At 71.4% G+C, this 24,249-nt stretch carries 27 protein-coding genes; 15 read left to right on the forward strand and 12 right to left on the reverse strand.

Annotation, left to right across the window (positions count from 1 at the left end):
• Nucleotide 1 precedes the first annotated feature (1 nt).
• Together ACFZCP_RS05240 and ACFZCP_RS05245 are read left to right on the forward strand one after the other, a co-directional pair.
• A complete protein-coding gene (locus ACFZCP_RS05240) occupies nucleotides 2–508 on the forward strand; it encodes a protease inhibitor I42 family protein (protein ID WP_391424189.1) in 507 nt (168 codons plus the stop codon).
• A gap of 80 nt (nucleotides 509–588) precedes the next feature.
• A complete protein-coding gene (locus ACFZCP_RS05245; protein WP_391424190.1) occupies nucleotides 589–987 on the forward strand; it encodes a hypothetical protein in 399 nt (132 codons plus the stop codon).
• Here the strand turns inward: ACFZCP_RS05245 and ACFZCP_RS05250 are convergent.
• The 3 genes from ACFZCP_RS05250 to ACFZCP_RS05260 are packed head-to-tail and all read right to left on the reverse strand — an operon-like array spanning nucleotide 984 to nucleotide 1,917.
• Nucleotides 984–1,136 (reverse strand): carotenoid oxygenase family protein, encoded by a 153-nt coding sequence (locus tag ACFZCP_RS05250; protein WP_391424192.1) that lies wholly within the window; start codon nucleotides 1,134–1,136, stop codon nucleotides 984–986. The genes ACFZCP_RS05245 and ACFZCP_RS05250 overlap by 4 nt on opposite strands.
• Nucleotides 1,133–1,360 (reverse strand): hypothetical protein, encoded by a 228-nt coding sequence (locus tag ACFZCP_RS05255; RefSeq protein ID WP_391424193.1) that lies wholly within the window; start codon nucleotides 1,358–1,360, stop codon nucleotides 1,133–1,135. Before ACFZCP_RS05255 ends, ACFZCP_RS05250 begins: the two co-directional genes overlap by 4 nt.
• Nucleotides 1,357–1,917, reverse strand: a complete 561-nt coding sequence (locus tag ACFZCP_RS05260) for a hypothetical protein (protein WP_391424195.1) — start codon at nucleotides 1,915–1,917, stop codon at nucleotides 1,357–1,359. Before ACFZCP_RS05260 ends, ACFZCP_RS05255 begins: the two co-directional genes overlap by 4 nt.
• A 99-nt stretch (nucleotides 1,918–2,016) precedes the next feature.
• Between ACFZCP_RS05260 and ACFZCP_RS05265 the strand changes: the two genes are divergently transcribed.
• Nucleotides 2,017–2,529, forward strand: a complete 513-nt coding sequence (locus ACFZCP_RS05265; protein ID WP_391424197.1) for a helix-turn-helix transcriptional regulator — start codon at nucleotides 2,017–2,019, stop codon at nucleotides 2,527–2,529.
• Here ACFZCP_RS05265 and ACFZCP_RS05270 read toward each other — a convergent pair.
• Nucleotides 2,522–3,913 carry a CehA/McbA family metallohydrolase gene (locus tag ACFZCP_RS05270; protein WP_391424199.1) on the reverse strand — a complete coding sequence of 464 codons (1,392 nt, stop codon included), beginning with the start codon at nucleotides 3,911–3,913 and terminating at the stop codon, nucleotides 2,522–2,524. The genes ACFZCP_RS05265 and ACFZCP_RS05270 overlap by 8 nt on opposite strands.
• Before the next feature lie 181 nt (nucleotides 3,914–4,094).
• On the opposite strand from ACFZCP_RS05270, the gene ACFZCP_RS05275 reads away from it, so the two are divergent.
• The 3 genes from ACFZCP_RS05275 to ACFZCP_RS05285 all read left to right on the forward strand — a co-directional run bounded on the left by ACFZCP_RS05275 (nucleotide 4,095) and on the right by ACFZCP_RS05285 (nucleotide 8,224).
• Nucleotides 4,095–4,955, forward strand: a complete 861-nt coding sequence (locus tag ACFZCP_RS05275; RefSeq protein WP_391424201.1) for a TIGR03619 family F420-dependent LLM class oxidoreductase — start codon at nucleotides 4,095–4,097, stop codon at nucleotides 4,953–4,955.
• A gap of 43 nt (nucleotides 4,956–4,998) precedes the next feature.
• A complete protein-coding gene (locus tag ACFZCP_RS05280; RefSeq protein WP_391424202.1) occupies nucleotides 4,999–7,584 on the forward strand; it encodes a bifunctional FO biosynthesis protein CofGH in 2,586 nt (861 codons plus the stop codon).
• A gap of 70 nt (nucleotides 7,585–7,654) precedes the next feature.
• The gene (locus ACFZCP_RS05285; protein WP_391424204.1) at nucleotides 7,655–8,224 is read left to right on the forward strand and encodes a hypothetical protein; all 570 of its coding nucleotides are present in this window, start codon (nucleotides 7,655–7,657) and stop codon (nucleotides 8,222–8,224) included.
• Here the strand turns inward: ACFZCP_RS05285 and ACFZCP_RS05290 are convergent.
• Entirely contained in the window at nucleotides 8,217–8,729 is a 513-nt protein-coding gene (locus ACFZCP_RS05290; RefSeq protein ID WP_391424206.1) for a DUF2165 family protein, read from the reverse strand. The two genes, ACFZCP_RS05285 and ACFZCP_RS05290, sit on opposite strands and share 8 nt — an antisense overlap.
• A gap of 87 nt (nucleotides 8,730–8,816) precedes the next feature.
• Here ACFZCP_RS05290 and ACFZCP_RS05295 point away from each other — a divergent pair, with 87 nt between their 5' ends.
• Nucleotides 8,817–11,216 (forward strand): tetratricopeptide repeat protein, encoded by a 2,400-nt coding sequence (locus ACFZCP_RS05295; RefSeq protein WP_391424208.1) that lies wholly within the window; start codon nucleotides 8,817–8,819, stop codon nucleotides 11,214–11,216.
• Here ACFZCP_RS05295 and ACFZCP_RS05300 read toward each other — a convergent pair.
• Together ACFZCP_RS05300 and ACFZCP_RS05305 are read right to left on the reverse strand one after the other, a co-directional pair.
• Nucleotides 11,194–11,436 carry a DUF397 domain-containing protein gene (locus tag ACFZCP_RS05300; protein WP_391424210.1) on the reverse strand — a complete coding sequence of 81 codons (243 nt, stop codon included), beginning with the start codon at nucleotides 11,434–11,436 and terminating at the stop codon, nucleotides 11,194–11,196. The two genes, ACFZCP_RS05295 and ACFZCP_RS05300, sit on opposite strands and share 23 nt — an antisense overlap.
• Nucleotides 11,433–12,245, reverse strand: a complete 813-nt coding sequence (locus tag ACFZCP_RS05305) for a Scr1 family TA system antitoxin-like transcriptional regulator (protein ID WP_391424211.1) — start codon at nucleotides 12,243–12,245, stop codon at nucleotides 11,433–11,435. The genes ACFZCP_RS05300 and ACFZCP_RS05305 overlap by 4 nt, the downstream gene beginning before the upstream one ends.
• A 104-nt stretch (nucleotides 12,246–12,349) precedes the next feature.
• On the opposite strand from ACFZCP_RS05305, the gene ACFZCP_RS05310 reads away from it, so the two are divergent.
• From ACFZCP_RS05310 to ACFZCP_RS05325, 4 genes are all read left to right on the forward strand, one after another.
• A complete protein-coding gene (locus tag ACFZCP_RS05310; protein ID WP_391424705.1) occupies nucleotides 12,350–12,826 on the forward strand; it encodes an ATP-binding protein in 477 nt (158 codons plus the stop codon).
• 226 nt (nucleotides 12,827–13,052) lie between these two features.
• Nucleotides 13,053–13,901 carry a helix-turn-helix domain-containing protein gene (locus ACFZCP_RS05315; protein WP_391424213.1) on the forward strand — a complete coding sequence of 283 codons (849 nt, stop codon included), beginning with the start codon at nucleotides 13,053–13,055 and terminating at the stop codon, nucleotides 13,899–13,901.
• 74 nt (nucleotides 13,902–13,975) lie between these two features.
• A complete protein-coding gene (locus ACFZCP_RS05320; protein WP_391424215.1) occupies nucleotides 13,976–14,323 on the forward strand; it encodes a DUF6247 family protein in 348 nt (115 codons plus the stop codon).
• Entirely contained in the window at nucleotides 14,320–14,580 is a 261-nt protein-coding gene (locus ACFZCP_RS05325) for a hypothetical protein (protein ID WP_391424216.1), read from the forward strand. The genes ACFZCP_RS05320 and ACFZCP_RS05325 overlap by 4 nt, the downstream gene beginning before the upstream one ends.
• A 62-nt stretch (nucleotides 14,581–14,642) precedes the next feature.
• On the opposite strand, the gene ACFZCP_RS05330 is transcribed toward ACFZCP_RS05325, so the two are convergent.
• Nucleotides 14,643–15,095 carry an SgcJ/EcaC family oxidoreductase gene (locus ACFZCP_RS05330; RefSeq protein WP_391424218.1) on the reverse strand — a complete coding sequence of 151 codons (453 nt, stop codon included), beginning with the start codon at nucleotides 15,093–15,095 and terminating at the stop codon, nucleotides 14,643–14,645.
• 96 nt (nucleotides 15,096–15,191) lie between these two features.
• Between ACFZCP_RS05330 and ACFZCP_RS05335 the strand changes: the two genes are divergently transcribed.
• Nucleotides 15,192–15,692, forward strand: a complete 501-nt coding sequence (locus tag ACFZCP_RS05335) for a MarR family transcriptional regulator (protein WP_391424219.1) — start codon at nucleotides 15,192–15,194, stop codon at nucleotides 15,690–15,692.
• Nucleotides 15,693–15,754: 62 nt separating this feature from the next.
• Here the strand turns inward: ACFZCP_RS05335 and ACFZCP_RS05340 are convergent, their stop codons facing one another.
• Nucleotides 15,755–16,780 (reverse strand): alpha/beta fold hydrolase, encoded by a 1,026-nt coding sequence (locus ACFZCP_RS05340; RefSeq protein ID WP_391424220.1) that lies wholly within the window; start codon nucleotides 16,778–16,780, stop codon nucleotides 15,755–15,757.
• A 106-nt stretch (nucleotides 16,781–16,886) separates the two neighbouring features.
• Here ACFZCP_RS05340 and ACFZCP_RS05345 point away from each other — a divergent pair, with 106 nt between their 5' ends.
• Entirely contained in the window at nucleotides 16,887–17,639 is a 753-nt protein-coding gene (locus tag ACFZCP_RS05345; protein ID WP_391424222.1) for a TetR/AcrR family transcriptional regulator C-terminal domain-containing protein, read from the forward strand.
• Nucleotides 17,640–17,734: 95 nt separating this feature from the next.
• Entirely contained in the window at nucleotides 17,735–18,850 is a 1,116-nt protein-coding gene (locus tag ACFZCP_RS05350) for an ADP-ribosylglycohydrolase family protein (RefSeq protein WP_362681038.1), read from the forward strand.
• A gap of 190 nt (nucleotides 18,851–19,040) precedes the next feature.
• On the opposite strand, the gene ACFZCP_RS05355 is transcribed toward ACFZCP_RS05350, so the two are convergent.
• The 3 genes from ACFZCP_RS05355 to ACFZCP_RS05365 form a co-directional block, all read right to left on the reverse strand.
• Nucleotides 19,041–19,910 carry a TrmH family RNA methyltransferase gene (locus ACFZCP_RS05355; protein ID WP_391424224.1) on the reverse strand — a complete coding sequence of 290 codons (870 nt, stop codon included), beginning with the start codon at nucleotides 19,908–19,910 and terminating at the stop codon, nucleotides 19,041–19,043.
• Between the two features lie 301 nt (nucleotides 19,911–20,211).
• Nucleotides 20,212–21,783, reverse strand: a complete 1,572-nt coding sequence (locus ACFZCP_RS05360; protein ID WP_391424226.1) for a sodium:solute symporter family protein — start codon at nucleotides 21,781–21,783, stop codon at nucleotides 20,212–20,214.
• A gap of 160 nt (nucleotides 21,784–21,943) precedes the next feature.
• Nucleotides 21,944–22,732 (reverse strand): SDR family oxidoreductase, encoded by a 789-nt coding sequence (locus tag ACFZCP_RS05365; RefSeq protein ID WP_391424228.1) that lies wholly within the window; start codon nucleotides 22,730–22,732, stop codon nucleotides 21,944–21,946.
• A gap of 92 nt (nucleotides 22,733–22,824) precedes the next feature.
• Here ACFZCP_RS05365 and ACFZCP_RS05370 point away from each other — a divergent pair, with 92 nt between their 5' ends.
• Complete coding sequence (locus tag ACFZCP_RS05370; RefSeq protein ID WP_391424230.1) at nucleotides 22,825–23,769, forward strand: hypothetical protein; 945 nt, start codon at nucleotides 22,825–22,827, stop codon at nucleotides 23,767–23,769.
• Nucleotides 23,770–24,249: the final 480 nt, after the last annotated feature.

The raw sequence follows: 24,249 nt of genomic DNA on the forward strand, positions 1-24,249 counted from the left end.
CATGACCCTCTCCACGAAAGCCCGAAGCACACGCGTACTCGGCGCTCTGCCCGCGCTGGCCGCACTGTCCGCCCTGACCGGCTGCGGCACCCAGGGCGGGGACGCCGAGTACGGCACCAAGGACCACGCCATCACGGTCGACGCCGGAAAGAAGTTCACGCTCAACGTCCCGGCGAACCCGGGGATGGGCCAGGACTGGTACCTCGCCGATCCCCACCCCGACGGGCATGTCCTGAAGTACCGCGGCAAGCGCAAGGACTTTCACGGCACCCCCCTCGACGGCGGATCCGACGGGACGCAGTACTTCGACTTCACCGCGGTGGCGTCCGGCACGACCGAGGTGAAGCTGCTCTACTGCGTGCTCGGCCGCTGCCCCGAGACGGGGAGGCCCGCCACCGGCTCCGCCGGCCCGGGCACGGCCTCTCCCTCGCCGTCCGCCGCGCCCACCGCCACCGGCAAGCCGGGCACGGAACCCGCGTTCTTCGTGTACGACATCACCGTCCGCTGACCCGGGCGCCCATCGACCTGCCCCGAGGGCCGGCGCACCGCCCGGCCTGCCACACCGGACCAGAACGAACCGAGGCATCCATGCCCCCCGCCACCCGTACCGACGACGAACTCCTCGCCGCCACCGACGTCGCCGTCCTCCTGCGCTACGGCCTCACCCACGACGCCTTCCGCACCGCCCTGTTCGGTGACGGCGCCATCGCGGCCGCGGTCACCCTGGACCGGCTCGGGGTGGTGCCGCGCTCGCTGTCGTTCGTCGCGAAGATCGTGCGCGCCGGCGGCCTGCGGTACGCCGTGGAGCTGCCCGAGCCGCTGCCCTCCCGCGAGGCGTCCGAGCTGCTGCGCGACTGGCTGGAGACCGCCGCGCAGGTCGCCGAGGGGCCGGAGGCCGAGGGGCGCGTCGCCCGCTGGCTGGACACCGTCGCCGAGATCGCGGGCCTGCGCCGCGCCGCCCGCGCCCGCGGCGACGACACTCCCTAACCGTCCCGGTCCGCCGGCCAGTTGCCGTGGAAGCCGAAGGGGGCCCGGGTGGGCAGGTGGACCGTGGCGACCGGCTCCGCGGCGAGGTCGTCGGCGTCCAGGACGACCAGGTCGCTGCGGTCGGTGGCGGCGTCGTGGACGTAGGTCACCAGCCAGCCGGGCCCGCCGGGCCGGTCTTCGGGTGGGCCGTCATCGCGGTGTGCAGCCGGCCGCCGAAGAATGAGTGCCCGCAGGCCGCGTCGGCCGGGTTCGGGCCGTTGCGCAGGTACCAGCCGGCCGGCTCGGGCGGGAGGGTGCCGGTCACCGGCAGGTCGTGCGCGGTGAGTTCCTCGGTGACCGGGGCGTAGTTTCCCGAGAGGTGCTTCGCGCTCATCGGGCCACCTGCCCGGCCTTGGCCTGGACGCGGGCGACGTAGCGCACGGTGAAGACCATCGGGACGGCGAAGCCGGCGATCTGGACGACGGTCGCGGGCGTCGAGTGGGCGTGCCCGGAGTGGGCCAGCACCGCGAGGACGGCGGCGGTCAGGACGAAGGCGGCGGTCCAGACGGCGGTGATGACGGTGTTGACCCGGATGAACGGCTTCAGGTTCCAGTACTCGCGCGGGGTGGTGCGCTTGGCGATGCCCAGGGTGAACGGCCGCCGGACGGCCAGCGAGACGCCGGCGACGACGGCGAGGGCGCCGGAGGAGAGGGCCGCGGAGTAGGTGTGCACGCCCGAGTGCGGGTCGGCGAAGGCGACGGCCGCGAGGACGGCGAAGAAGGCGGCCGAGCCGGTCTCGATGATCAGTGCGTCGAAGCCGGCGCCGGACCGCTTCTCCCGGGCGATGATCCCGACGGAGATCACCAGGGCGGCCAGGGCCCCCCACTGCCACTGCCCCGCGGGGATGACGGCGAAGACGATCCACGGCAGGAAGGTGCGCAGGTACGACATTGGGGTTCCCCCGGTCTCAGGTGTCTGTGCCGACATGTCAAAAGTAGAAGGTCGCACAGTGACATGTCAACAGTGGAATGTGGAAGGTAGGATGGAGGCATGAGCCTCAAACACGCACTGCTCGGCCTGCTCTCGGAGCGCCCCGCCAGCGGGTACGACCTGCTGAAGCGCTTCGAGACCTCCCTGGCCAACGTCTGGCCCGCGACGCAGAGCCAGATCTACACCGAGCTGACCAAGCTGGCGGGCTCCGGACTGATCACGGTCGCCGCCGAGGGCCCGCGCGGCCGCAAGGAGTACGCCCTCGCCGAGGAGGGCATGGCCGAGCTGCGCCACTGGCTGACCGAGACCAAGCCCCAGCGCAACACCCGCAGCGACCTCCTGCTGCGCGTCTTCTTCCTCGGCGTGCTGCCGCCCGATCGGGCCCGCGCCTATCTGACCGGCCTGGCCGACATGTCCGAGCGGGAGTACGAGCAGCTGAAGCAGCTCGACGCCGCCATCGACTGGGACGACGACAACCTCTCGGTCCACGGCCGGATCGCCCTGGAGTACGGGCTGCGCTTCAACGCCATGCGCCGGGAGTGGGCCGAATGGGCCGCCACCCAGCTCAAGTAGGGCCGAGGAAGACGGGGTTGGTGAACGCGGCCAGCGCTCCCGGCACCGGGCCCAGCGCCGTCTCGTGCCGCACCTCCGCCCGTACGTAGGCCGCGTACGCCGGGGTCGTACGCCACTCGGCGACCCCCTGGCCCGTCACCGGCAGCGGATCGCCGGTGAACAGCACACCCTGGTCGGTGACGAAGCGGACCGAGCAGCGCGGTGCCCCGGACACCTCCAGTCGGACCGTGACCGGGGTGTCGGCGGGCACCGCCAGCCGCTCGCCGACGCCCGCCCGTACGCCCTCGGCGGTACCCGCGGTGAGGGCCAGGGTCACCTGCCGCGACTCGGCCACGTACGAGCGGCCCGCGCGAAGGCCCTCCTGGATCGCCTCGCGGGTGAGGTCGTCGGCGAGGACGACCGTCTGGGGCATGCCGACCACGTCCGGGTCGCGGTGGGCGTCGCTGTTGCCCATCGCCGGCAGCCACTGCCGGTCCTCCCGCACCGAGGCGACCAGCCGGGCGTCCCAGGCGGCCAGCGCGACCTCGTCGTCGGGTGTGTACGGCCCGTTCCACACCTCGACCGCGTCCGCCTCCCCGTACCCGAACTTCCAGGCGCACCCGACACAGGTGGCGTGCGGATGGGCCGGCACGACCAGCCCCCCGGCCCGCCGGATCCGCCGCGCGAAGTGCCCGAAGCGGCCGTCCCGGGCCCGGTAGCGCCAGTCCACGAAGGTGCCCGGCTCGGTCCCGAGGGCCAGCACGTGCCCGTTCCTCGTGGTGACCTCCTCGCCCAGCATCACGAGCAGGTCCTCACCCGCCACGTCGGCCCAGTGGGTGTGCGAGGAGGTCGTGTTGTGCTCGGAGCTGTTGATGAAGTCCAGACCGGCCGCCCGGGCCAGCGCCGCGATCTCGGCCGGGGTGCGGCGCCCGTCGGAGTGCCAGGAGTGCAGATGGCAGTCGCCCCGGTACCAGGCGCGCCCCCGCCCGGCCGCCCGGCCGGGCGGATACACGGGCCGCGGGGTCCCGCCCGGCTCGCCCGCGGTGAGCGTGACCGTCACCTCGTACGACAGCCCCTGCGGCGCCACCGTGTAGGGGCCGAGCGCGATGTGCCAGGTCCCGGGGGTGAGCGGCCCGGGCAGATACCCGGGTGTCGCGTCGTCGGCCCGTACGGAGAACTCCGTCCGGGCCCCTCCCGACCAGCCGCGGAACCCCTGCCCGCCCAGCTCGGTCCCTCGCGGGTCGAAGAGCCCGATGTCGAGGGCGTTGCCGGGGGTGCCGACCGGGACGGCGGGCTTGTCGTAGGTGTAGGAGACGTGCAACTCACGGGTGCCGGGAGGTACTTCGAAGGGTACGTAGACATAGTCCGGTGAGCCCGGTGGGAGAGTGCCGCGCAATGTCGTCACACCGCCAACGTAAGCCAACCTCAGGGGCGCGGGGCAGTATCAATTGCGACTCCGCCGGGCGGGCGCGATCGGCCACGACGAACCAGCACCCGCCGACGCTGATCGGCCGCCCCCACAATAGGCACCCAAATCCCGACCAGTCGGTATGGACAGATGGGACGGCACCGGGTACAGAAGACCCATGCGCATCGCCGTCACGATTTTCCTCACGGACGAGACCATCACCCCCACGCGCCTGGCCCGCGAACTGGAGACCCGCGGCTACAGCGGCCTGTATCTCCCCGAGCACACCCACATCCCCGTGGAGCGCGCGACTCCGTACCCGGCCGGCGGCGATCTGCCCCGCGAGTACGGCCGCACCCTCGACCCCTTCGTCGCGCTCGGCCAGGCCGCCGCCGTGACCGAGGGGCTGGGCCTCGGCACCGGGATCACGCTCGTCGCCCAGCACGACCCGATCGGTCTGGCCAAGCAGATCGCGACCCTCGACCACCTCTCCGGCGGCCGCTTCACCCTCGGCCTCGGCTACGGCTGGAACGTGGAGGAGGCCGCCGACCACGGGGTCGAGTGGCGCACCCGCCGCGACCTGGTCCGGGACCGGATGGGCCTCATGCGGGCCCTGTGGTCCGAGGAACCGGTCGGCCACGACGGGGAGTTCGGCAGCGTGCGGCCCAGCTTCGCGTTCCCCAAGCCGGTGCAGAAGCCGCGCGGGCCGGTGGTCGGCCCCCGCACCCTCGTCGGCGGCGCGGCAGGTCCCAAGCTGTTCGCGCACATCGCCGAGTACGCGGACGGCTGGCTGCCGATCGGCGGCCGCGGGCTGTCCGAGTCGGTGCCGGTACTGCGCACGGTCTGGGAGGACGCGGGCCGCGCCCCGTCCGCCCTCCGGGTCGTCCCGTACGCCGTCCTGCCCACCCCCGGCAAGCTCGCCCACTATGCCGAACTGGGCATCGAGGAGACGGTGGTCCAGCTGCCGTCGGCGGGGGAGCCGGAGGTGCTGCGGCTGCTGGACGAGTACGGCACATTTCTGGCCGATGGCGTGGCATGACGCACAGGGGCTGCCGTGATCAGCCCGAACGTATGCTCAAGAGATGACGACTTCCGCGACCTCCGGAACCGGCCCGACCGAGAACTCCATGCGTCGCGCCCTCAAACGTGCCCGGGACGGCGTCGCTCTCGACGCCGCCGAGGCGGCGGTGCTCCTCCAGGCCCGCGGCGAGGCCCTGGCCGACCTCGTCGCGTCCGCCGCCCGGGTGCGGGACGCGGGCCTGGCGGCGGCGGGCAGGCCCGGCGTCATCACCTACTCGAAGAGCGTCTTCATCCCCCTCACCCGGCTGTGCCGGGACAAGTGCCACTACTGCACCTTCGTCACCGTCCCCGGCAAGCTGCGCCGGGCGGGCCACGGGATGTTCATGTCGCCGGACGAGGTGCTGGACATCGCCCGCAAGGGCGCCGCCCTCGGCTGCAAGGAAGCCCTCATCACCCTCGGCGACAAGCCCGAGGACCGCTGGCCGGAGGCGCGCGAGTGGCTGGACGCGCACGGCTACGACGACACCATCGCCTACGTCCGCGCCGTCTCCATCCGCATCCTGGAGGAGACCGGCCTGCTGCCCCACCTCAACCCGGGCGTCATGACCTGGACGGACTTCCAGCGCCTCAAGCCGGTCGCCCCGTCCATGGGCATGATGCTGGAGACCACGGCCACCCGCCTGTGGTCGGAGCCCGGCGGCCCGCACCACGGCTCCCCGGACAAGGAACCGGCCGTACGCCTCAGGGTGCTGGAGGACGCGGGCCGCTCCTCGGTCCCCTTCACCTCCGGCCTGCTGATCGGCATCGGTGAGACGTACGAGGAGCGTGCGGAGTCCCTCTTCGCCCTCCGCAAGGTCTCCCGGGCCTACCACGGCATCCAGGAGCTGATCATCCAGAACTTCCGCGCCAAGCCGGACACGGCGATGCGCGGCATGCCGGACGCCGAACTCGACGACCTGGTCGCCACGGTGGCCGTCGCCCGGCACATCATGGGCCCGAGCGCCTGCCTCCAGGCCCCGCCGAACCTCGTGGACAGCGAGTACGAGCGGCTGATCGGCGCCGGTGTCGACGACTGGGGCGGGGTGTCGCCCCTGACCATCGACCACGTCAACCCCGAGCGCCCCTGGCCGCAGATCGAGGAACTCACCGAGCGCTCCCGGGCCGCCGGCTTCGAGCTGCGCGAACGCCTCTGCGTCTACCCGGAGTTCGTGCGCCGCGGCGAGCCCTGGCTGGACCCGCGGCTGCGCCCGCACGTCGCCGCGCTGGCCGATCCGGAGACCGGTCTCGCCCTGCCGGACGCCGTGGTCGAGGGGCGTCCCTGGCAGGAGCCGGAGGAGGTCTTCGTGCCCGCCGGCCGCACGGAGCTGCACCGCACGATCGACACCGAGGGCCGTACGTCCGACCGGCGCGACGACTTCGACGAGGTCTACGGCGACTGGGAGGCGCTGCGCGAGGCCGCCGCCCCCGGCATGGCACCCGAGCGCATCGACACGGACGTACGCCAGGCGCTGCGCACGGCGGCCGACGACCCCACACGGCTCACGGACGCCGAGGCGCTGGCCCTGCTGCACGCGGACGGCCCGGCGCTGGACGCGCTGTGCCGGGTGGCGGACGACGTGCGCAGGTCGGCGGTGGGCGACGACGTCACCTACATCGTCACGCGCAACATCAACTTCACCAACGTCTGCTACACGGGCTGCCGCTTCTGCGCCTTCGCCCAGCGCCGCACGGACGCGGACGCGTACACCCTCTCCCTGGCGCAGGTCGCGGACCGCGCCCAGCAGGCCTGGGACGTGGGCGCGGTCGAGGTCTGCATGCAGGGCGGGATCCACCCCGACCTGCCGGGCACCGCGTACTTCGACATCGCGAAGGCGGTGAAGGAGCGCGTCCCCGGGATGCACGTCCACGCCTTCTCACCGATGGAGGTGGTGAACGGCGCGACCCGCACCGGGATGTCGATCCGTGAGTGGCTGTCCGCCGCCAAGGAGGCGGGGCTGGACTCCGTCCCCGGGACGGCGGCGGAGATCCTGGACGACGAGGTCCGCTGGGTGCTGACCAAGGGCAAGCTGCCCACGGCCACCTGGACCGAGGTGATCACCACCGCCCACGAGCTGGGCATCCGGTCCTCCTCCACGATGATGTACGGCCATGTCGACCAGCCTCGCCACTGGCTCGGGCATCTGCGCACGCTGGCCGGGATCCAGCAGCGCACGGGCGGTTTCACGGAGTTCGTGACGCTCCCCTTCATCCATACGAACGCACCCGTGTACCTGGCGGGTATCGCACGCCCCGGCCCCTCCATGCGGGACAACCGGGCGGTGACGGCGATGGCCCGGCTCCTTCTGCACCCCTACATCCCCAACATCCAAACAAGCTGGGTCAAACTGGGCGCCGAGGGTGCGGCGGAGATGCTCCGCTCCGGGGCGAACGACCTGGGCGGCACGCTCATGGAGGAGACGATCTCCCGGATGGCGGGCTCGTCCTACGGCTCCTACAAGTCGGTCCGGGACCTGGTGGCGGTGGCGGAGGCGGCCGGCCGTCCCGCGAAACCGCGCACCACCCTGTACGGCGAGGTGCCCGAGGAGCGGCAGCGGGCGGCGGAGGCCTCCGACGGGCACCTGCCCGACCTGCTGCCTGTCCTGGACTGAGCCCGGACTGAGTACGATGATCCGACCCTCGTGCCGAGAGGGGGACCCGTAGCGGAGGAGATGCGTGCCCGTGGCTGCCCGACTGCCCTCGTGGGCCTGGGTCTCCGGTCTGACCGCGGGGGCGACCGTGGCCGTCGTCGCCCTCGCCGTCCAGGCGGACCACGGTCCGCATCCCACGGCCGCGACGGTCAGACCCGGCGCGTCGGCGTCCACGGGCGCCCACGCGCCCGCCAGGCCGAAGACACCGCCGGGGCCGCCCGCGCTCCCGGAGGAGTCCGGCGAGGGCCGCCGGGTCGTCTACTCGCTGGGCGAGAAGCGCGTGTGGCTGGTGGACGCGACCGGCAAGGCGAACCGTACGTTCGCGGTGTGGCCGGGAACGGTGGGCCCGCAGACCGGTCGCTACTCGGTCACGCTGCGCATCCAGTCCATCAAGGGCTCGGACGGCGTGCAGATCGAGCACGTCATGTACTTCACCAAGGCCTCCGGCGTGAACATAGCCTTCTCCAACGCCCTCGACGGCGCCTCGCCGCCGCCACCGGAGAACGGGCAGAAGCTGGGCGGCATCCGCCTCCACAAGGAGGACGGAGCCGCACTGTGGGCCTTCGGGGATCAGGGGACCAAGGTCACGGTCGTCAAGTAGTCGCGTCCTGCGTGCGCCGCCCCGGCAACTGGTTGACGATCAACGCCACCCCGCTGATCACGAACACCCGGGTCGCCGCGTCCAGCCCGTTCCACGTCTTCGACTGCCACATCGCGAACCACTCACCGCCGATCGCGATGAACCCGGCACCGAAGAGGAGCAGCAGCATCAGCAGGCCGTAGGTGGAGAAACGGCGGGCGAGGTCGTCCCTGTGCCGCGCCCAGAGATACGTCCCCCAGATCAGGACGAGGGCCGCCACCGTCTCCCACACGATGATCGCGACGTAGGCGGTGTCCTGCAGGCCCGTACTGGTGATGGCCCGCCACATCAGGTCGTCGTCCTTGAACGTCGTGTCCATCGCCAGCACATGCCGTACGAACTGCTGGTTGGTCCCGAAGTCGGTGATGTTCCCGAGGGCGACCAGGGCGATGTAGAGGGCGAGTATGCCGGTGAGCACGCCGGCGGCAAGCCTGAGGCCGGAGTGTCTGGTGGGGGTGGTGGTCATGGCTGAATTCTCCCCTGCCGCGGACCGGCTCGGTGCGTGCGCATTGCGCCAGAATGTGGAGGCTGGCCTCGGGGGAAGGGCGTAGGGATGACGCGGGCACGGCGATCGATGCAGGAGCTGATCGGGCGGCGCAGGCGAGCCGGGTTCGTCGGGCGCGGCGGCGAACGGGCCGCCTTCCGGCAGAACTTGGACTTTCCGCCCGAGGACGAACGTCACCGCTTCCTCTTCCACGTCCACGGCAACGCCGGTGTCGGAAAGACGTTCCTGGTCCGGGAGCTGGAGCAGATCGCCCGGGAGCGGGGCGCGCTCACGGCGTACGTCGACGAGAACGTGGGGAGCGTGCCGGAGGCGATGGCGGCGATCAGCCGCGAATTCGCCGCACAGGGACACGAGTTGAAGAGGTTCGACCGTGCGCTCGCCGCCTACCGGGAGCGGCGCCACGAGGCGGAGGCGGTGGCTGCGGGGCTGGAGCTGGAGGGTCCTTCCGCGATGACGGCCACCGCCGTCCGCGCCGGGCTCGCGGGCCTGGGCCTGATACCGGGCGCCGGGCCGCTCGTGGGCGCGGTCGACCCGGCCCAACTCGCCCAGTACGCCGACCGGTTGAAACGAGTCCTCAGTGCCCGCTTCACCAGCCAGGACGACGTGCAACTCGTCCTGTCACCGGAACAGGTGCTGACCCCCAAGCTGCTGGACGAACTGGCGGACGTGGCGGCCGCCGTGCCGTGGATCGTGCTCTTCTTCGACACCTACGAGCGGATCGGGCCCTTCGTGGACGCCTGGCTCTACGAGGCGATGACGAGCGACCGGCACGGCGCACTGCCCGCCCACGTGGTCGTGGTGACCGCCGGCCAGCGCCCCTTCGACACCGCCCGCTGGGCCGGCTTCGCGGACTTCATGACGGACATGCCGCTCGGGCCGTTCACGGAGGCGGAGGCGCGGGGCCTGCTGGCGGACCGGGGAGTGGTGGCCGAGCCGGTCGTCGCGGAGGTACTGCGCCTGACGGGCGGGCTCCCCCTGCTGGTGTCCACCCTGGCCGAACAGCGCCCTGCCGACCCGGACGACATCGGCGACCCCAGCGCCACGGCCGTCGAACGCTTCCTGAAGTGGGAGCCGGATCCGGTCCGGCGGGGTGTGGCACTGGCCTGTGCCCTGCCCCGGAGACTGGACGCCGACGTCTTCCGGGCGGCGGTGGAGCGCCCGGAGGACGAGACCGAGGCCCTGTACGACTGGCTGCGCGGCCTGCCGTTCGTCGGCGAGCGCGGCGATCGGGCGCAGTACCACGACGTCGTACGCGCCTCGATGCTCCGCCTGCAGCGCCGCAGGTCGCCGAGGGGCTGGGCACAGCGGCAGCGCCGGCTGGCGGAGGAGTTCGGGCGGTGGCAGGAGGAGACGGCGGCGGGCCGCCCTGCCGATGAGCTGTGGGCGGACTCCCAATGGCGGGAGCTGCGGCTGGAGGAGTCGTACCACCTTCTGTGCGCGCTACCGGCCCGGGAGGCACTGCCCCTGCTGCTGGGCGACCTGACCGGCGCCTGCGCCGAGGGCGAGGCGGTGGCCCGCCGGTGGGTGCGCACCCTGGTGGAGGCGGGCGAGGACGCGGACAGCGAGGCCGTGCGCACCTGGGGACGGGACCTGCTCGGCGCACTGGAGGAGGGGATCTTCGAGGCGCTCGGGCTGCTCCTGCACCGGGGCGGTCTCGACACGCCGGCACAGGTGCTCGCGCGGGTGATGCGCGCCCGGGAGCTGAGACGGCGCTCCGCCTACGAGAGTGCTGTCGCCGAGTGCGAACACGCCGTGGCGGCCGACGCGGACAGCTGGCACGCGTACTACTGGCGCGCGCTGGTCCGGGTGGACCTCGGCGACCACGAGCTCGCGGTCGCGGACCTGGACCGCGCAGAGGAACTCTCGCCGGACAACGCCAGGGTCCTCTACGCGCGCGGCGAGTACCGGCGCGAGCAGGGCCTCTACGACGCGGCGCTCGGGGACCTGGACCGCGCCGTGGCCCTCCAGCCGGGCTACGGCGGGGCATGGGCGTCCCGGGGCGTCGCGCAGTACGCCCTGGGCCGCCTCGACCGGGCGCTCAGCGACCTGGACCGGGCCCTGGACATCGATCCCGAGAACGTATGGGCCCTGGCGAGCAGGTCCCGGGTCCGGCGCGCCCGGGGCGAACACGACCGGCAGCTCGCGGATCTGGACCGCGCCCTGCAACTCCATCCGGACTCGCCCTGGATCGCCTGCGTACGGGGCGACGCGCTCAGGAACGCGGGCCGCGACGAGGAGGCACTCGCCGAGTACGACCGCGCCCTGCGCATCAATCCCGACTACGCCTCCGCCCACGCCAGCCGAGGCGCCTCCCTGGCCAACCTGGGCCGCCACAGCGAGGCACTCACCGCGCTGGAGCGCGCCCTGGAACTCGTCCCCGACTATCCCTGGGCCCTGGACCGCCACACGGAGGTGTTCACGGTGCTCAACTCTCCACGGCGAACCTGAGGAACTCCACCCAGCTGCCGCCGGCAACGGCAAGCCGGGCGCCGTCCTTGTCCTTGGAGTCGCGGATGTGGATGGTGGCGGGGGTTATGGCCACCTCTACGCATTCAGGACCGTCGTTGCCGCTGTAGGTGCTCTTGAACCAGTCCAGCGCGACCTCGACACAGTCGGGGCCGTCATTGCTGCTGTAGGTGCTCCTGAACCACATCAGCGTGGAGGTCATGTCTCCCACTCCAGTACTTTCTCGATGAAGGCCAGTGACTCTCGGGGCGCGAGCGCCTGCGCCCGGACCATTCCATAGCGCATCTCCATGATCTGGGCTTCCCGGGGATCACTGATCACTCGGCTGTACAACTGGCCTTCAGTGTGTCCCAGGGTCTTGCCGCCCCGGAGTTTCAGCATCTGGATCGAGCCCATCATGCCGGCGTGATCGTCACAGTCAGTGGGCATCACCTGGATCACCACGTGCCGCAACTTGCTTACTTCCAGCAGGTGTTCCAGCTGTTGCCGCAACACCATTCTGCCGCCGATCGGCCGCCTGAGGGTCGTCTCCTCCTGCACGAAGGTGATCTCTGCCCGGGGTACGCGCTCGAAGACGGACTTCCTCGCCATACGCGCGGAGACGAGGCGGTCGATCTCCTCCTCGGTGTACGCGGGCCGTCGCATGGCATACAAGGCCTGCGCGTACTCCTCGGTCTGCAAGAGCCCGTGGATGTGGAGGGCGGCGTAGGCTCCCAACTCAACTGCCTCGCCCTCCAGCTTGGCCAGGTCCCGAACGCTCTTCGGATACCTGGCCTTCTCCACATCCCCCTTCATCGCAGACAACTTCCCGTCCGCACCCAGCACTTCATCGGACTTGTCGAGGAAGTCCGGCTTGGGGGTCCGGCGCCCGCGCTCGACCGAGGACACCATCTCCTCGCTGTACCCGATCGCGGCCCCCAACTCGGCCTGCAGCATCCCGGCCGACTCCCGCCACATCTTGATCTGCCGCCCGACCGCCTTGAGTACGGCCTCGGCCTCCTCGTCCTCCACCCTCGCCCCTCCTGACGTACGAGCCGTACGACCACGTCAACCGCCCGGACAATCACGCTGCGTACCGTGGTCGTCGCTGTTCAGAGTAGGGAGAGGCGGCCACGCTGGGTGACGTGAACCAGAAAAACCACCTTCGTGTCCAGCTGTCGGCGACCCGCAGAGGCGCCCGCCTCGCCCGCCTCCTCACGGAGCGCCATCTGGCCGACCTGGGCGTGCCGTTCGAGGAGGCGGTGCAGGTGGTGGCGGAGCTGGCCGCCAACGCCGTACTGCACGGGCGGGTCAGGGGACGGGACTTCCGGCTCGGTCTGGCACTGCGCGACGACGGCATGCTCCGCATCGAGGTGACCGACGCCCGGGGCGACCGGATCCCGCGCATCCAGGACCCGGCGGCTCAGGACCCGGCCGCTCGGGACCCGGCGGCTCGGGATTCGTCCTCTCGGGATCCGGCCGTTCGGGAATCGGAGAGCGGCCGGGGGCTGCTGATCGTCGCGGCCTACGCCCACCGCTGGGGCGTGGACGGAGCTCCCGCCCACGCCAAGACCGTCTGGGCCGAACTCACACCGGGACGCGGCGGGGCGTGACCCGGCGGCTCCCGACACAAAAGACCAAAGAACCGGGGAAAGGACCGAACCCACCCCGGCCGCCCCCGTCGATCACTCGCCGGAGTGAATATGCCCAACGCAGCTGGCGTGGCGGGTCAGTTGTGGTGCAGCGTCGGCGACAGAGAGTCCGCACATGCATCGGCCCTCGCCGGGACTGGCATCCCAGTGCGAGGGCCTGATCACCGAGGAAGAGGAAAGCTTCCCTGTGACTGAGAAGCAGCGTAACGCGTCCGCGCGCCCGAAGACCCGGCATTCCTCCGGCGTCACCCACGTGAACGAACCCCACCACGACAACTTCACCGTGGTCGGCAATCACCTCGCCCAGCACTCCGAGTTGTCCCTGGTGGCCATCGGCCTGGCGCTGCACATCCAGTCGTTGCCGGAGGGCGCCCCGATCGGCATCAAGGCGCTGGCGGCGAAGTTTCCCGAGGGTGAGATCCGGATCGCGGCGGCCCTCCGCGAGCTGGAGGAACACGGATACCTCGCGCGTCCCAGGGAGCGTCTTCAATCGGGGCAGGTGACGACCCGGACGATCTCGTACAACAGGCCGAGGGCAGCGATGGCCGCCGGGGCCCCGGCCGGCCCCAAGTCCGTGGCTCCGGCCGGCCCCAAGTCCGTGGCTCCGGGCGGCCTCAAGCCCGCGGCTGCTCCCAAGCCCGCGGCCGTGCCGAGGGCTCCCGCGCCATCCGGCAAGGCCACCGAACTGCTCGCCGACCTCCGGGCCCACGACTCCCGCCTGCTTCTCACCGAGCGGGACGTGATCCGCCTGGCTCCGGCTGTCTCCGAGTGGCTGGAGCGAGGCGTGCCGCCCACGGCCGTTCTGCGCACCCTGACGACCGGCCTGCCCCAGGACCCGATCAAGCACCCGGCGGCCCTCCTGCAGCACCGCCTCACCACCCAACTGCCGCCTCACCTCCCGGCCGTGCCACCTCGCCCGGCACCGACGAGTCGCCCGTCCCCGCTTCAGACCTGCGACGGCTGCGACCGAGCCTTCCGCGCCCCTCACCCGGGCCGGTGCCGCGATTGCCGTGTGTCGTCCGTGGCCGTGGCATGAGCGCCGCGTCACCGGCGTACCGCCGAGTCCACCGGTACCGTACGAGGACCGGGTCACTCGCACCGGAGGTCACTGTGAGCGCCCAGACCGACGGCCCGTACGGACCGCTGATCCCCATGCCCGAGCTGACGCCGGACGCATTGCGGGCGGCGGTCGCGCGCATCGCTCCGAGTCGGATTCCGGCGCTGACACAGCACCTCTTCGAAGCCACCACCAACGCCCAGCAGACGCAAAGCCTCGCGCCGCTGCGTAGCTTCGTTCACTCCTGGGCCGGGTTCGTCGCGCTCGAACGGCATCCGGAACGGGCTGCCCGCTTGCGTGAACTCGAGCGCATCGTGGATGCCGGCGAGCAGGACCCGGCGGCGGCCATCGCGGAGATCCGCGCGATTCGCGAGGCGGCCGAGGCGGAGGCCGGGCTGTGACGGACCGGGCCTGGGACTCCAACCCGAGCGCCGAGTACGTTACGGGAGGGCTGCCTCCGGGAGTGGTGGCGGAGGTGGAGCGGCTCGCGGCCGAGTTGGCAGCATTGGGGCACGATGCCGTCAAGGTGGGTCGGCCGGTCGACCGAGAGGGCGGACTGCGCGAGTTCGACATCCTCGGCGGTCGAGGCTTCATCAGCTTCCTCGCCGTGCCCCGTCATGACTGCATCTACGTCTGGAACGTCACGTGGTACGGCTGAACCCGCGTTGACATCCCGTCCATCGCCTCCTCCCGAGCTGCCGGTCGCGCACCGCGCCGGACTCACCTCTCCGCAGCCGGTACCAGGTCCGGAGCGAACCTGTAGGAGATCGACTCCATCAGCGGCCTGCGCTTGGTGTTCTGGAAGGCCGCTATGCGCCACTCGCCGTCGTGCTGCCGGACCAGGGTGTACGTCTGGATCTTGGTGAGCCTGTGGGGCCGTTTGCCCTTGTAGGTGTCGCCGCGGCCGTTCACCACGGCCGTGTCGGGTCCGTGGAAACGGATGCCGAGGACCTCGTCGGCGAGCCTGGTGCCCTTGAGGAAGCCCCCGAACAGGGTGCGGTGACTGCTCACGATGTCCCGGCGCCCCTGGTAGTAGGTGCCGACGTAGGTGATGTAGGTGGCGTCCTCGGTGAACAGTTCGCCGTAGGCGTCGGCGTCGTGACGTTCCCAGGCGGTGACGAGGTCGTTCAGGACGGAGGTGATGGCGGCGACGTCGGCAGTGGTGTTCGGCATTGGTGGAGGTCTCCTCTGCTCGCTAGACTGCATGCAGATTCTGAACGTAAGCAGTATCTGCATCTGTGCAGATAAATTTAGGAGAGGACTCCGGTGATGGCAACCCCCTTGGGCGGCGGCGACGAGCATGTGGTCTTCCGTCAGTACCTCGACGCGGTAGGTCTCCAGGGTCTGGCCAGCGCGGAAGCCGCCGGTCTGCACACGTCGGAGTGGTACGCGCTCAGCCTGATCGCGGCGGAGGGCGGGCTCACCTCGGGCGAGCTGGCCACCAGGACCGGGCTGACCACAGGTGCCACCACGCGCCTGATCGACCGCCTGGAGCGTGCCGGGTACGCGCGCCGCGCCTCGGACCCCAGGGACCGCCGGCGTGTGATCGTCGAGCCGGTCCCGGGCGCGCTCGGCCGCATCGAGGAGGTCGTGGGCCCCGCCCGCCGTCACCTCGCCGAGGTCCTGGCCCGCTACAGCCCCGAGCAGCGAGCCCTGCTCTTCGACTACTTCGAGCACGCCGCACCCGCGTTCCGCGCGGCCACCGAGGAGATCCGCAAGGCGACGGCGCCGAGGCGCAGGAGGGGCGCCCGGCTCCAGGGCGAGGGTTGACCCCTGGGTCGGAGTGCAACGACCCCTGTGCCGCAGTGCATGGCCCCCTGGTCCGGAGTGCTTCAGCGTGTCCCGGCTTCTCCCGTCACCACCGGCCGCACCCTGCTCAGCATCAGGTCCAGGAACCGGTCCGGGTACCGGAAGGCTGCGAAGTGGCTGGCCCCCTCGATGAGGGCGAAGTCCTTGACGGGGGCCGTGACGTCCTCGACGAAGCGGCGGGCCGGCTCCGGTGGGGTCAGGACGTCGCTGTCGCCCTGGAAGACGAAGAAGGGGAGGCGGAAGACGGTGCCTTCGGCGCGCTCGTCCACCGTCATCGCCCGGGGGCCGAGCTGCTCGGAGAAGTTCATGGCCTTCAGGTACGAGCGCAGCCCGCGCAAGGTGTGGAGCGGGGAGAACCAGAGCGAGCGGATCACCACCGTCTTCATCGTGTCGTAGGTGAGCGGATCGGTGGTCACCACCGTCTTCGCGTACTGCGACCACTGCTCGGCGCCCCAGGCCGTCCGGTCCGGGCCCATCGCCGCGATCCTCGCCCGCTCCTTCTTCCTGCCCCCCTTCTCCAGCCGGGCCAGCAGCGCCTCGTGGGACGAGGTGTCGTGGCCGCCGCCGATGATGTTCTGGTCGGTGCCGACGTACGCCGAGTACAGCTCGGGGTGGTCGCGGGCCAGGCGCAGGCCGGTGACGGTGCCGAAGCTGTTGGCGAGGAGGAGGAGCCGGGGGACGCCGAGGCGGGCGCGGACGTACTCCGTCACCTCCAGGGCGTCGGCGTAGAGGCGGTCGAGGGTCATCTCGCCCTGGCCGGCCGGGCCGCCCGCCGCGAACGTCCGGCCCGCGCCCCGCATGTCCCAGCGGACGATCGTGAAGTGCCGCTCCCAGGCGCGGGTGCGCGGAACGTGGATCAGGTTGGAGGCGCCGGGGCCGCCGTGGATCTCCAGCACCACGGGGTTCGACAGGTCCTCGCCGCGGATGGAGATCCACTGGTCGATGCCGCCGATGCGGACGTAGGACCCCTCGTCGATGCCGTTCGGTGCGGTGATGCGCAGCTTCTTCGCGAGCGAGACGCGCTTGAGGGCGCGGTAGGTGAGCAGCATGAGTGTTCCCCCTAAACTGTTTATGCCGTCAGCAGTTGTGTTTACGGTATATACAGTTGGTGGGCGGAGTCAACGGGCTGCGCCGGGGTCGAAGGGGAGGAACCGCATGGCCGCCCGGGACAAGGAGCAGGACAAGCCGCGTGACCCGCGGGCGAGCCTCGCGCTGCTGTGGGGTGAGCAGGAGCAGCCCACCCGCGGGCCCAAGCCGAAGCTGTCCTCGCGGCAGATCGCCGCCGCCGCCGTCGAACTGGCCGACGGGGAAGGCCTGGACGCCGTTTCCATGAGCAGGGTGGCCGGCGGGTTCGGGGTGTCCGCCATGGCGCTGTACCGGTACGTCCCCGGCAAGAGCGAACTCGTCGAGCTGATGGTGGAGGCCGTACTGGCCGAGGGCCCGGACCTGTCGGGCGTGCCGGAGGGGGACTGGCGGGCGGGGGCGCGGGAGTGGACCCGGCAGTGCGCGCGGGTCTACGCCGACCACCCCTGGCTGCTCGCCGCCACCGCGATGCGCCGCCAGGTCATGGGGCCGCGACAGCTGCGGTGGCTGGATGCGGCACTCGCCGTCCTGGAGGCGACCGGCCTCGGCGCCGCCCAGCGCCACCAGGTCTTCCTGCTCCTCGTCGGTCTCGTCCGCAATCTCGCCCAGCAGGTGTCCGACCACGACGAGGAGCAGGACCGGGAGTGGAACCGCCTCACCGGTGAACTGCTCGCCCGGCACGCGGACCGCTTCCCGGCGCTCACCAGGGCCATCGCCGAGGGTGCCTTCGGGCCGGCCGTCGAGCCCGCCTCCGTCGACCCGCTCGACTTCGGCCTCGGCCGGATCCTGGACGGCGTCGAAGCGCTCATGACTGTGCGGGAATGACCCCTCGGGGTCGATTTGCCCCCGTGAACCGATCGTCCCCGGTCGATTACAGTGCTGGACGTCGTACGTACGGGCGGTGCCGTGAGGAGGTCTGCGTGGGTGCCACGTCCGGTGCCGTCTGGGGCCGCGCCGAGCAGCAGGACTTCCGCAGCCGGGTGCGCGGCACGCTGCTGGGCTCGGCCGTCGGCGATGCGCTCGGCGGGCCGGCGGATGCGCTCGCCCTGGAGGAGATCCGGTCCGTGTACGGCGGGGAGGGCCTGCTCGACCTGGCCTACGGGCACGGAGGGCGCGGCACCGTCACCCACCACACGCAGCTCACCCTCTTCACGGTGGACGGACTGATCCGCGCCCAGGTGCGCCGGGACACCGGCGCCTGGCATCCGCCGACCGACCTGCACCGGGCCTATCTGCGCTGGGCGGCCACCCAGCGGGACTGGGGGCCCGACGAGCGGCGCAAGGACGACGGGTGGCTGGCGCGCGAGGAGTGGCTCTACGCCCGCCGCGATCCGACCCGGGCGCTGCTCACCGGCCTCGGCGACGACACCATGGGCACGCTGGAGACCCCGAAGAACCCCGGAGAACTGGGCCCCGAGGCGGTGGCCCGCTCCGCCCCCTTCGGCCTGCTGGTCGGCTGGGAACCCCAGCTGGTGATCCAGCTGGCCGTGGAGTGCGCGGCCCAGACCCACGGACACCCCATCGCCTACCTCTCGGCGGGCGCGTACGCCGTCGTCGTGCACGCCCTCGCCCGCGGCGAGAGCCTGGACGGCGCCGTGCAGCGGGCCCTCGCCCTGCTCGCCGTCCGCCCGGGCCACCAGCCGGTCTCCGATGCCCTCCAGCACGCGCTCGGCGCGGTGCGGCAGGGGCTGCCCGGCCCGTCCCGGGTGGAGGAACTGGCCGGCGACGGCACGGCGGACGGGCTGCTGGCCGCGTCCGTGTACTGCGCGCTGGTGGGGGAGGACGTACGGCACGGGCTGTGCCTCGCGGTGAACCAGAGTGGTCCCTCCGCCGCGGCGGGCGCACTGACCGGCGGCCTCCTCGGCGCCCTGCACGGCGAGACCGCCCTGCCGCCGGCCTGGCTGACCGAGCTGGAGGGCCGGCCGACGATCCTGGAACTCGCGGACGACTTCGCGATGGAGATGACCCAGGGCCCCGCCCTGCACGGCCCCGCCGGCTCGTCCCCGGGCTGGCTGGCCAGGTACCCGCGGGCCTGAGCGCCGCCCCGGATACGGCAAGGGCGGCCGCAGTGGAACCACCCTTCACGGCGGCGGACGCCGGTCCCGCGCCGATGGCGCGGGCCGCCCGCTCGAAGGCTCGCGAGGTCTCCCGCCCGTCCGCGGCGGTGGGTTCGCAGCCCGTTTCCCCCCCCCCGTCCGCGGCGGTGGGGTTCGCAGCCCGCTTCCCCTAGCGCGGTACGGACGTCTGCGGTGCCGGGATCACCGTCGGCACCCGCGCGTTTCGTGCGAGGCGCTGGCGGCGTGCCTCGTAGAGCACGACGGAGGCGGCGTTCGACGCGTTCAGGGAGCTGGCCGAGCCGGTCATCGGAATGCTGATCACGTGGTCGCAGAGGTCACGCCAGGCCGCACTGAGGCCCGCGGTCTCGTTGCCGATCAGCAGCAGGACCGGCTGGGTCAGGTCGAATTCCGAGACGTCGGCGTCCCCGTTCTCGTCCGTGCCGACGACGGCCACCGGCCGCCCCTGGACGCGCTCCTTCTCCAGCCACTCCATGACCTCGTGGTGCGACGGGCTGCGCACCACGGGCACGGTGAAGAAGGATCCCGTGGAGGCACGTACCGACCTGGGGTCGTAGGGGTCCGCGGCGTGCCCCGTCACGACGAGCCCGTCGGCACCGAACGCGTCGGCCGACCGCACGATGCTTCCGATGTTGCCGGGCTGCGTCGGCCGGTCGAAGAGCAGACCGAGGAAGTCGTCGTGGACCTTGATCCGCGACAGGCTGTCCGGTGCCATCCCGACCACCGCCAGCACCTCCGCGGCCCCGTCGGCCTTCTCGCTGAGCTCGGCGAGCAACTGCGGCGCCATCGCCACGCGTTCGGCATCGACACGGCGCAGGAGGTCCTCGGCCCACCGGGAGGGCGGGCGGTCGGCGTCGTAGAGCAGGGAGCGGATGGTCCAGCCGTGGTCCACGGCCATCGTGATCGGTCGTACGCCCTGGACCAGGAACTCTCTGGCACGCCCTCGCTTGGTGCGGTTGCCGAGCAGCGTCTGCAGCTGCTGGAAACGGGCATTGCGGGTCGAGATCCGCTGTACGGCCACCCGTCCTCCAAGCCGAAGATGGTCGATGCGAGTGCAGTGCGGTCGTTCCGGGCCGGTGATCACGCGAGTGCCGAAGCCGTACGAGTACCGGGCGGGTCCGTGCCTGCACCCGCATCCTCTCTCATGCCTTGCGCGGTGGGCCAGTTGAGGCGGGCGAACCGGAACTGCGCGGGGGCGCGGGGGGACTGCGCGAACCGTCCCCGCGCGCCCGCCGGCGGCACACGGCCCGCAACCCGTCGGTGCCGGCCTCGGGCCCGTGCCCCGGTGCGCACCGCCCTCCCGGTCGCCCCCGGGCACCGTCCTACAGAGGCTGGTTGGGCGCCCCCACGATGTTGTCGCCCGCCGCGGCCGGTGCCGGGACCGCCGTCGCGCCGTCGCCGTCCGTGTTCACCCGTTCGATGATCGCCAGGCGCTCGGGGGTGTCCTCGGGCTTCAGGTAGCCGATCAGGACGTACAGGACCAGGGAGACCGCCAGCGGGACCGAGACCTGGTACTGGAGGGGGACCCCGCCGTCGACGTTCCAGCTGATGGGGTAGTTGACCAGCCAGAAGGCCAGCAGGCCCGCCGCCCAGCTGGTGAGGGCCGCCGTCGGGCCGGAGCGGCGGAACGGGCGGAGCAGCCCGAGCATCATCGGGATCGCGATCGGGCCCATCAGGCCCGCGACCCACTTGATCACGACGGTGATGATGTCCTTGAAGGCGGGGGAGTTGACCTGGGTCGCCACCGCCATCGACAGGCCGAGGAAGACGACCGTCGTCACGCGGGCGGCGATCAGGCCCGAGCGGTCGCCCCAGCCGCGGGCCCTCTGCGACAGCACGGGCGCCACGTCACGGGTGAAGACCGCGGCGATCGCGTTCGCGTCGGAGGAGCACATGGCCATCGTGTGCGAGAAGAAGCCGACGACGACCAGGCCCAACAGCCCGTGCGGCAGCAGCTGTTCGGTCATCAGCGCGTAGGAGTCGGAGCCGTCCGGCTTGTTGGCGTGGACGAGGAGCGGGGCCATCCACATCGGGAAGAAGAGGACCACCGGCCAGACCAGCCACAGGATCGCCGACAGCCGTGCCGAACGCTCGGCCTCGCGTGCGCTGCCCGTCGCCATGTAGCGCTGGGCCTGGTTGAGCATGCCGCCGTTGTACTCGAAGAGCTTGATGAACAGGAACGCGAGAAGGAAGACCGTGCCGTACGGTCCGACCAGCGGCTTGCCGTGGCCGTGCAGTGTGCTCTCGTCCCAGGCGCCGAAGAACCCGATGTGCTTGTCGTTCAGCTTCGCCACGACCGCGACGAACATCGAGATGCCGGCCAGCAACTGGATGACGAACTGGCCGAGTTCGGTGAGCGCGTCCGCCCACAGACCGCCGATCGTGCAGTAGACGGCTGTGATCGCGCCGGTGATGAGGATGCCCTGGTTCAGCGTCACACCCGTGAACACCGACAGCAGGGTGGCGATGGCGGCCCACTTGGCGCCGACGTCCACGATCTTCAGCAGCATGCCCGACCAGGCGAGCGCCTGTTGGGTGGGCAGGTTGTACCGGTTCTTCAGGTACTCCAGCGGTGAGGCCAGATGGAGCCTGGACCGCAGCCGGTTGACGCGCGGTGCGAACAGCTTGGAGCCGATGGCGATGCCGAGCGCGATCGGGAAGGACCAGGTGATGAAGGAGGTGACGCCGTAGGTGTAGGCGATTCCCGCGTACCCCGTGAACATCACCGCGCTGTAGCCCGACATGTGGTGCGAGATGCCGGACAGCCACCACGGCATCTTGCCGCCCGCAGTGAAGAAGTCACTGACGTCGTCCACGCGCTTGTGCGACCAGAAGCCGATCGCGACCATCACACCGAAGTAGCCGATCAGCACGGCCCAGTCGAGACCGTTCATGTGTCCCCTTCCAGCGTTCGCAACCAAGGTCAGGCATGTGAACTCTGGTTTCGAACATGGACGCACGACAAGGAAGGGGAAGGTCAAGAGAGGGTAAAGATGTTCGTTGTCGTGACTTCAGTTCATCCATATGAACGGATGTGTAGGGGTTCCGGCCGCCTCAGCGCATCAGCTCACCCGCGTTGACCAGCAGCGACTGCCCCGTGATGGCCCTTGCCCGGTCCGAGGACAGGAACACCGCCGCGTCGGCCACGTCCCCGTCCGTCGCCAGCTCCGGCAGCGCCATGCGCCCTGTCAGCCGTCCCAGCACCTCCGCCTCCGGCACCCCCTCCGTCTGTGCGGTGAACTGCACGTACGCCTGCACCGGCGGGCCCCACATCCACCCCGGCAGCACCGTGTTGACCCGGATTCGGTGCGGCCCCAGCTCCCGCGCCAGCGAGTACATCGCGCTGGTCAGCGCCCCCTTCGAAGCGGCGTACGCGGCCTGCTTGACCTGTGAGGGCGCGGCCACCGCCGACTGCGTCCCGACGAACACCACCGACCCGCCCCCGCCCGCCTTCAGCGCCGGCAGACATGCCCGCGTCATCCGCAGCGTGCCCAGCAGGTTCACGTCGATGACCGACTGCCAGGTCGCGAAGTCCGCGTCCTCGACCCCGCCGAAGTAGGAGTCCCAGGCCGCCACGTGCACGACGGCGTCGACCGCCCCGAACCGCTCCCGCGCCAGCCGCGCCAGCGCCTCGCACTGCCCCTCGTCGGTGATGTCGGTCGCCCGGTACGCCGTGCGGGTCCCGTCCGGATCGATCTCGGCCGCGCTCTTGGCGAGGTTCGCCTCGGTGCGCGCTCCCAGTACCGCGTTCCCGCCGTCCCGCACGACGGCCGCGGCGACCTGGTGCCCGAGTCCGGCCCCGACCCCGGAGACGACGACGGTCTTGCCCGTGAGCAGTGACATGGCGGACCTCCAGCTGTCCTGACTCTGGCGCATCATCTGACGGAGCGTCAGAGTATGGGCGAGCGCAGAAGGACGGAAGGGGAGGAGCGTTCATGCCCGAGGAGACTGGCACACGGGGCGAGACCGGAACGCGGGGCGAGACCGGAACGCGGGGCGAGACCGGAACGCGGGGCGAGACCGGAACGCGGGGCGAGACCGGCACCCGCGGTGAGCTGTACGCCGAACTGGCCGCCGTGGGCCCCTACGGCGTCCACCCCGGCCACGCCCTGATCACCATGGTCGAGCCGCACCCCGGCCACGAGTACGCCTACAACCGCTGGTACGAGGACGACCACTACTACGCCGGCGCGATGGCCATGCCCTGGATGTACGCCGGCCGCCGCTGGGTCGCCACCCGCGACCTGCAGCTCCTTCGCTATCCCGAGAAGTCGGCCGTCGCCCGGCCGGTCACCGCCGGCTGCTACATCTCCACGTACTGGATCACCGACGGCCGCTACGACGATCACATGAAGTGGACGGTCGCCATCAACAAGCGCCTCAACCGCGACGCCCGCGTCCACCACGCCCGCACCCACGTCTTCACGGCCTTCCAGGACCACGCGACGACGGTCTACCGGGACGGTGCGGCGGGCCCGAGGGACTTCCACGCCCTGGACCATCCGTACGCGGGCCTGGTGGTGGAGGTGATCGACGCGGAGTCGGCGGAGCAGCGGGCCGAGCTGCTGGAGTGGCTGCGGACCCGTCACCTGCCCCGCCGTCTGTCGGGGTCCCCGGCCGCGATGGTCACCGTCTTCCGGCCGACGCCCCTGCCCGGTGACCGCATGACCTACGTCAAGCAGGTCGAGGGCGTCGACACCCGGCTGACCCTGTTGTGGTTCCTGCAGACGGATCCGCGGGAGTGCTGGGAAGGGCACTTCACGGGGCTGGACGAGCAGGTGGGGGAGTCGGGACTGGGCCGGGTGGAGCTGGTCGCACCCTTCATCCCCACGATCCCGGGCACCGACCGCTACGTGACCGAACTACGCGTCACCCCATAACCCCGCCCCACCCACCCAACCCTTCGACCGACCGACCGACTCCCGCGACGCCGGACATCCCTGCCCACCCGGGTCCTGCCCGGCAACTCGGCCTGCCCGGGTCCTGCCCGGCAGCCCCGGCTTACCCGGGTCCTGGCCGGCAGCCCCGGCCTACTCGGGCCCTGGCCGGCAGCCCCGGCCTGCCCGGCACGACTCCTCGGCCGACCGAGTCGCAGGGGGTCGGGCAGCATCGTCCCGCCCTCGCCCTGCCCGAGCCCGGCCGACTGAGTTGCAGGGTGCCGTGCAGCCTCGCCCTCGTCCTGCCCGGGCGGCTCTCGGCCGACCGAGTGGCAGGTCTGCCCCGCGCTGCCCGGCCGGCTTGTCCGTCGATCGAGTCGGGCGGGCGGGCAGACGGGCGGGCAGACGGGTGGGTGGACGGGTGGGTGGTACGGAGTGCCGGGTGGCCCCGGTCCGCCCCTGGTCCACCTGGCCGGCTTTTCT

Source organism: Streptomyces sp. NPDC007971 (assembly GCF_042958635.1).
Lineage (GTDB): Bacteria > Actinomycetota > Actinomycetes > Streptomycetales > Streptomycetaceae > Streptomyces.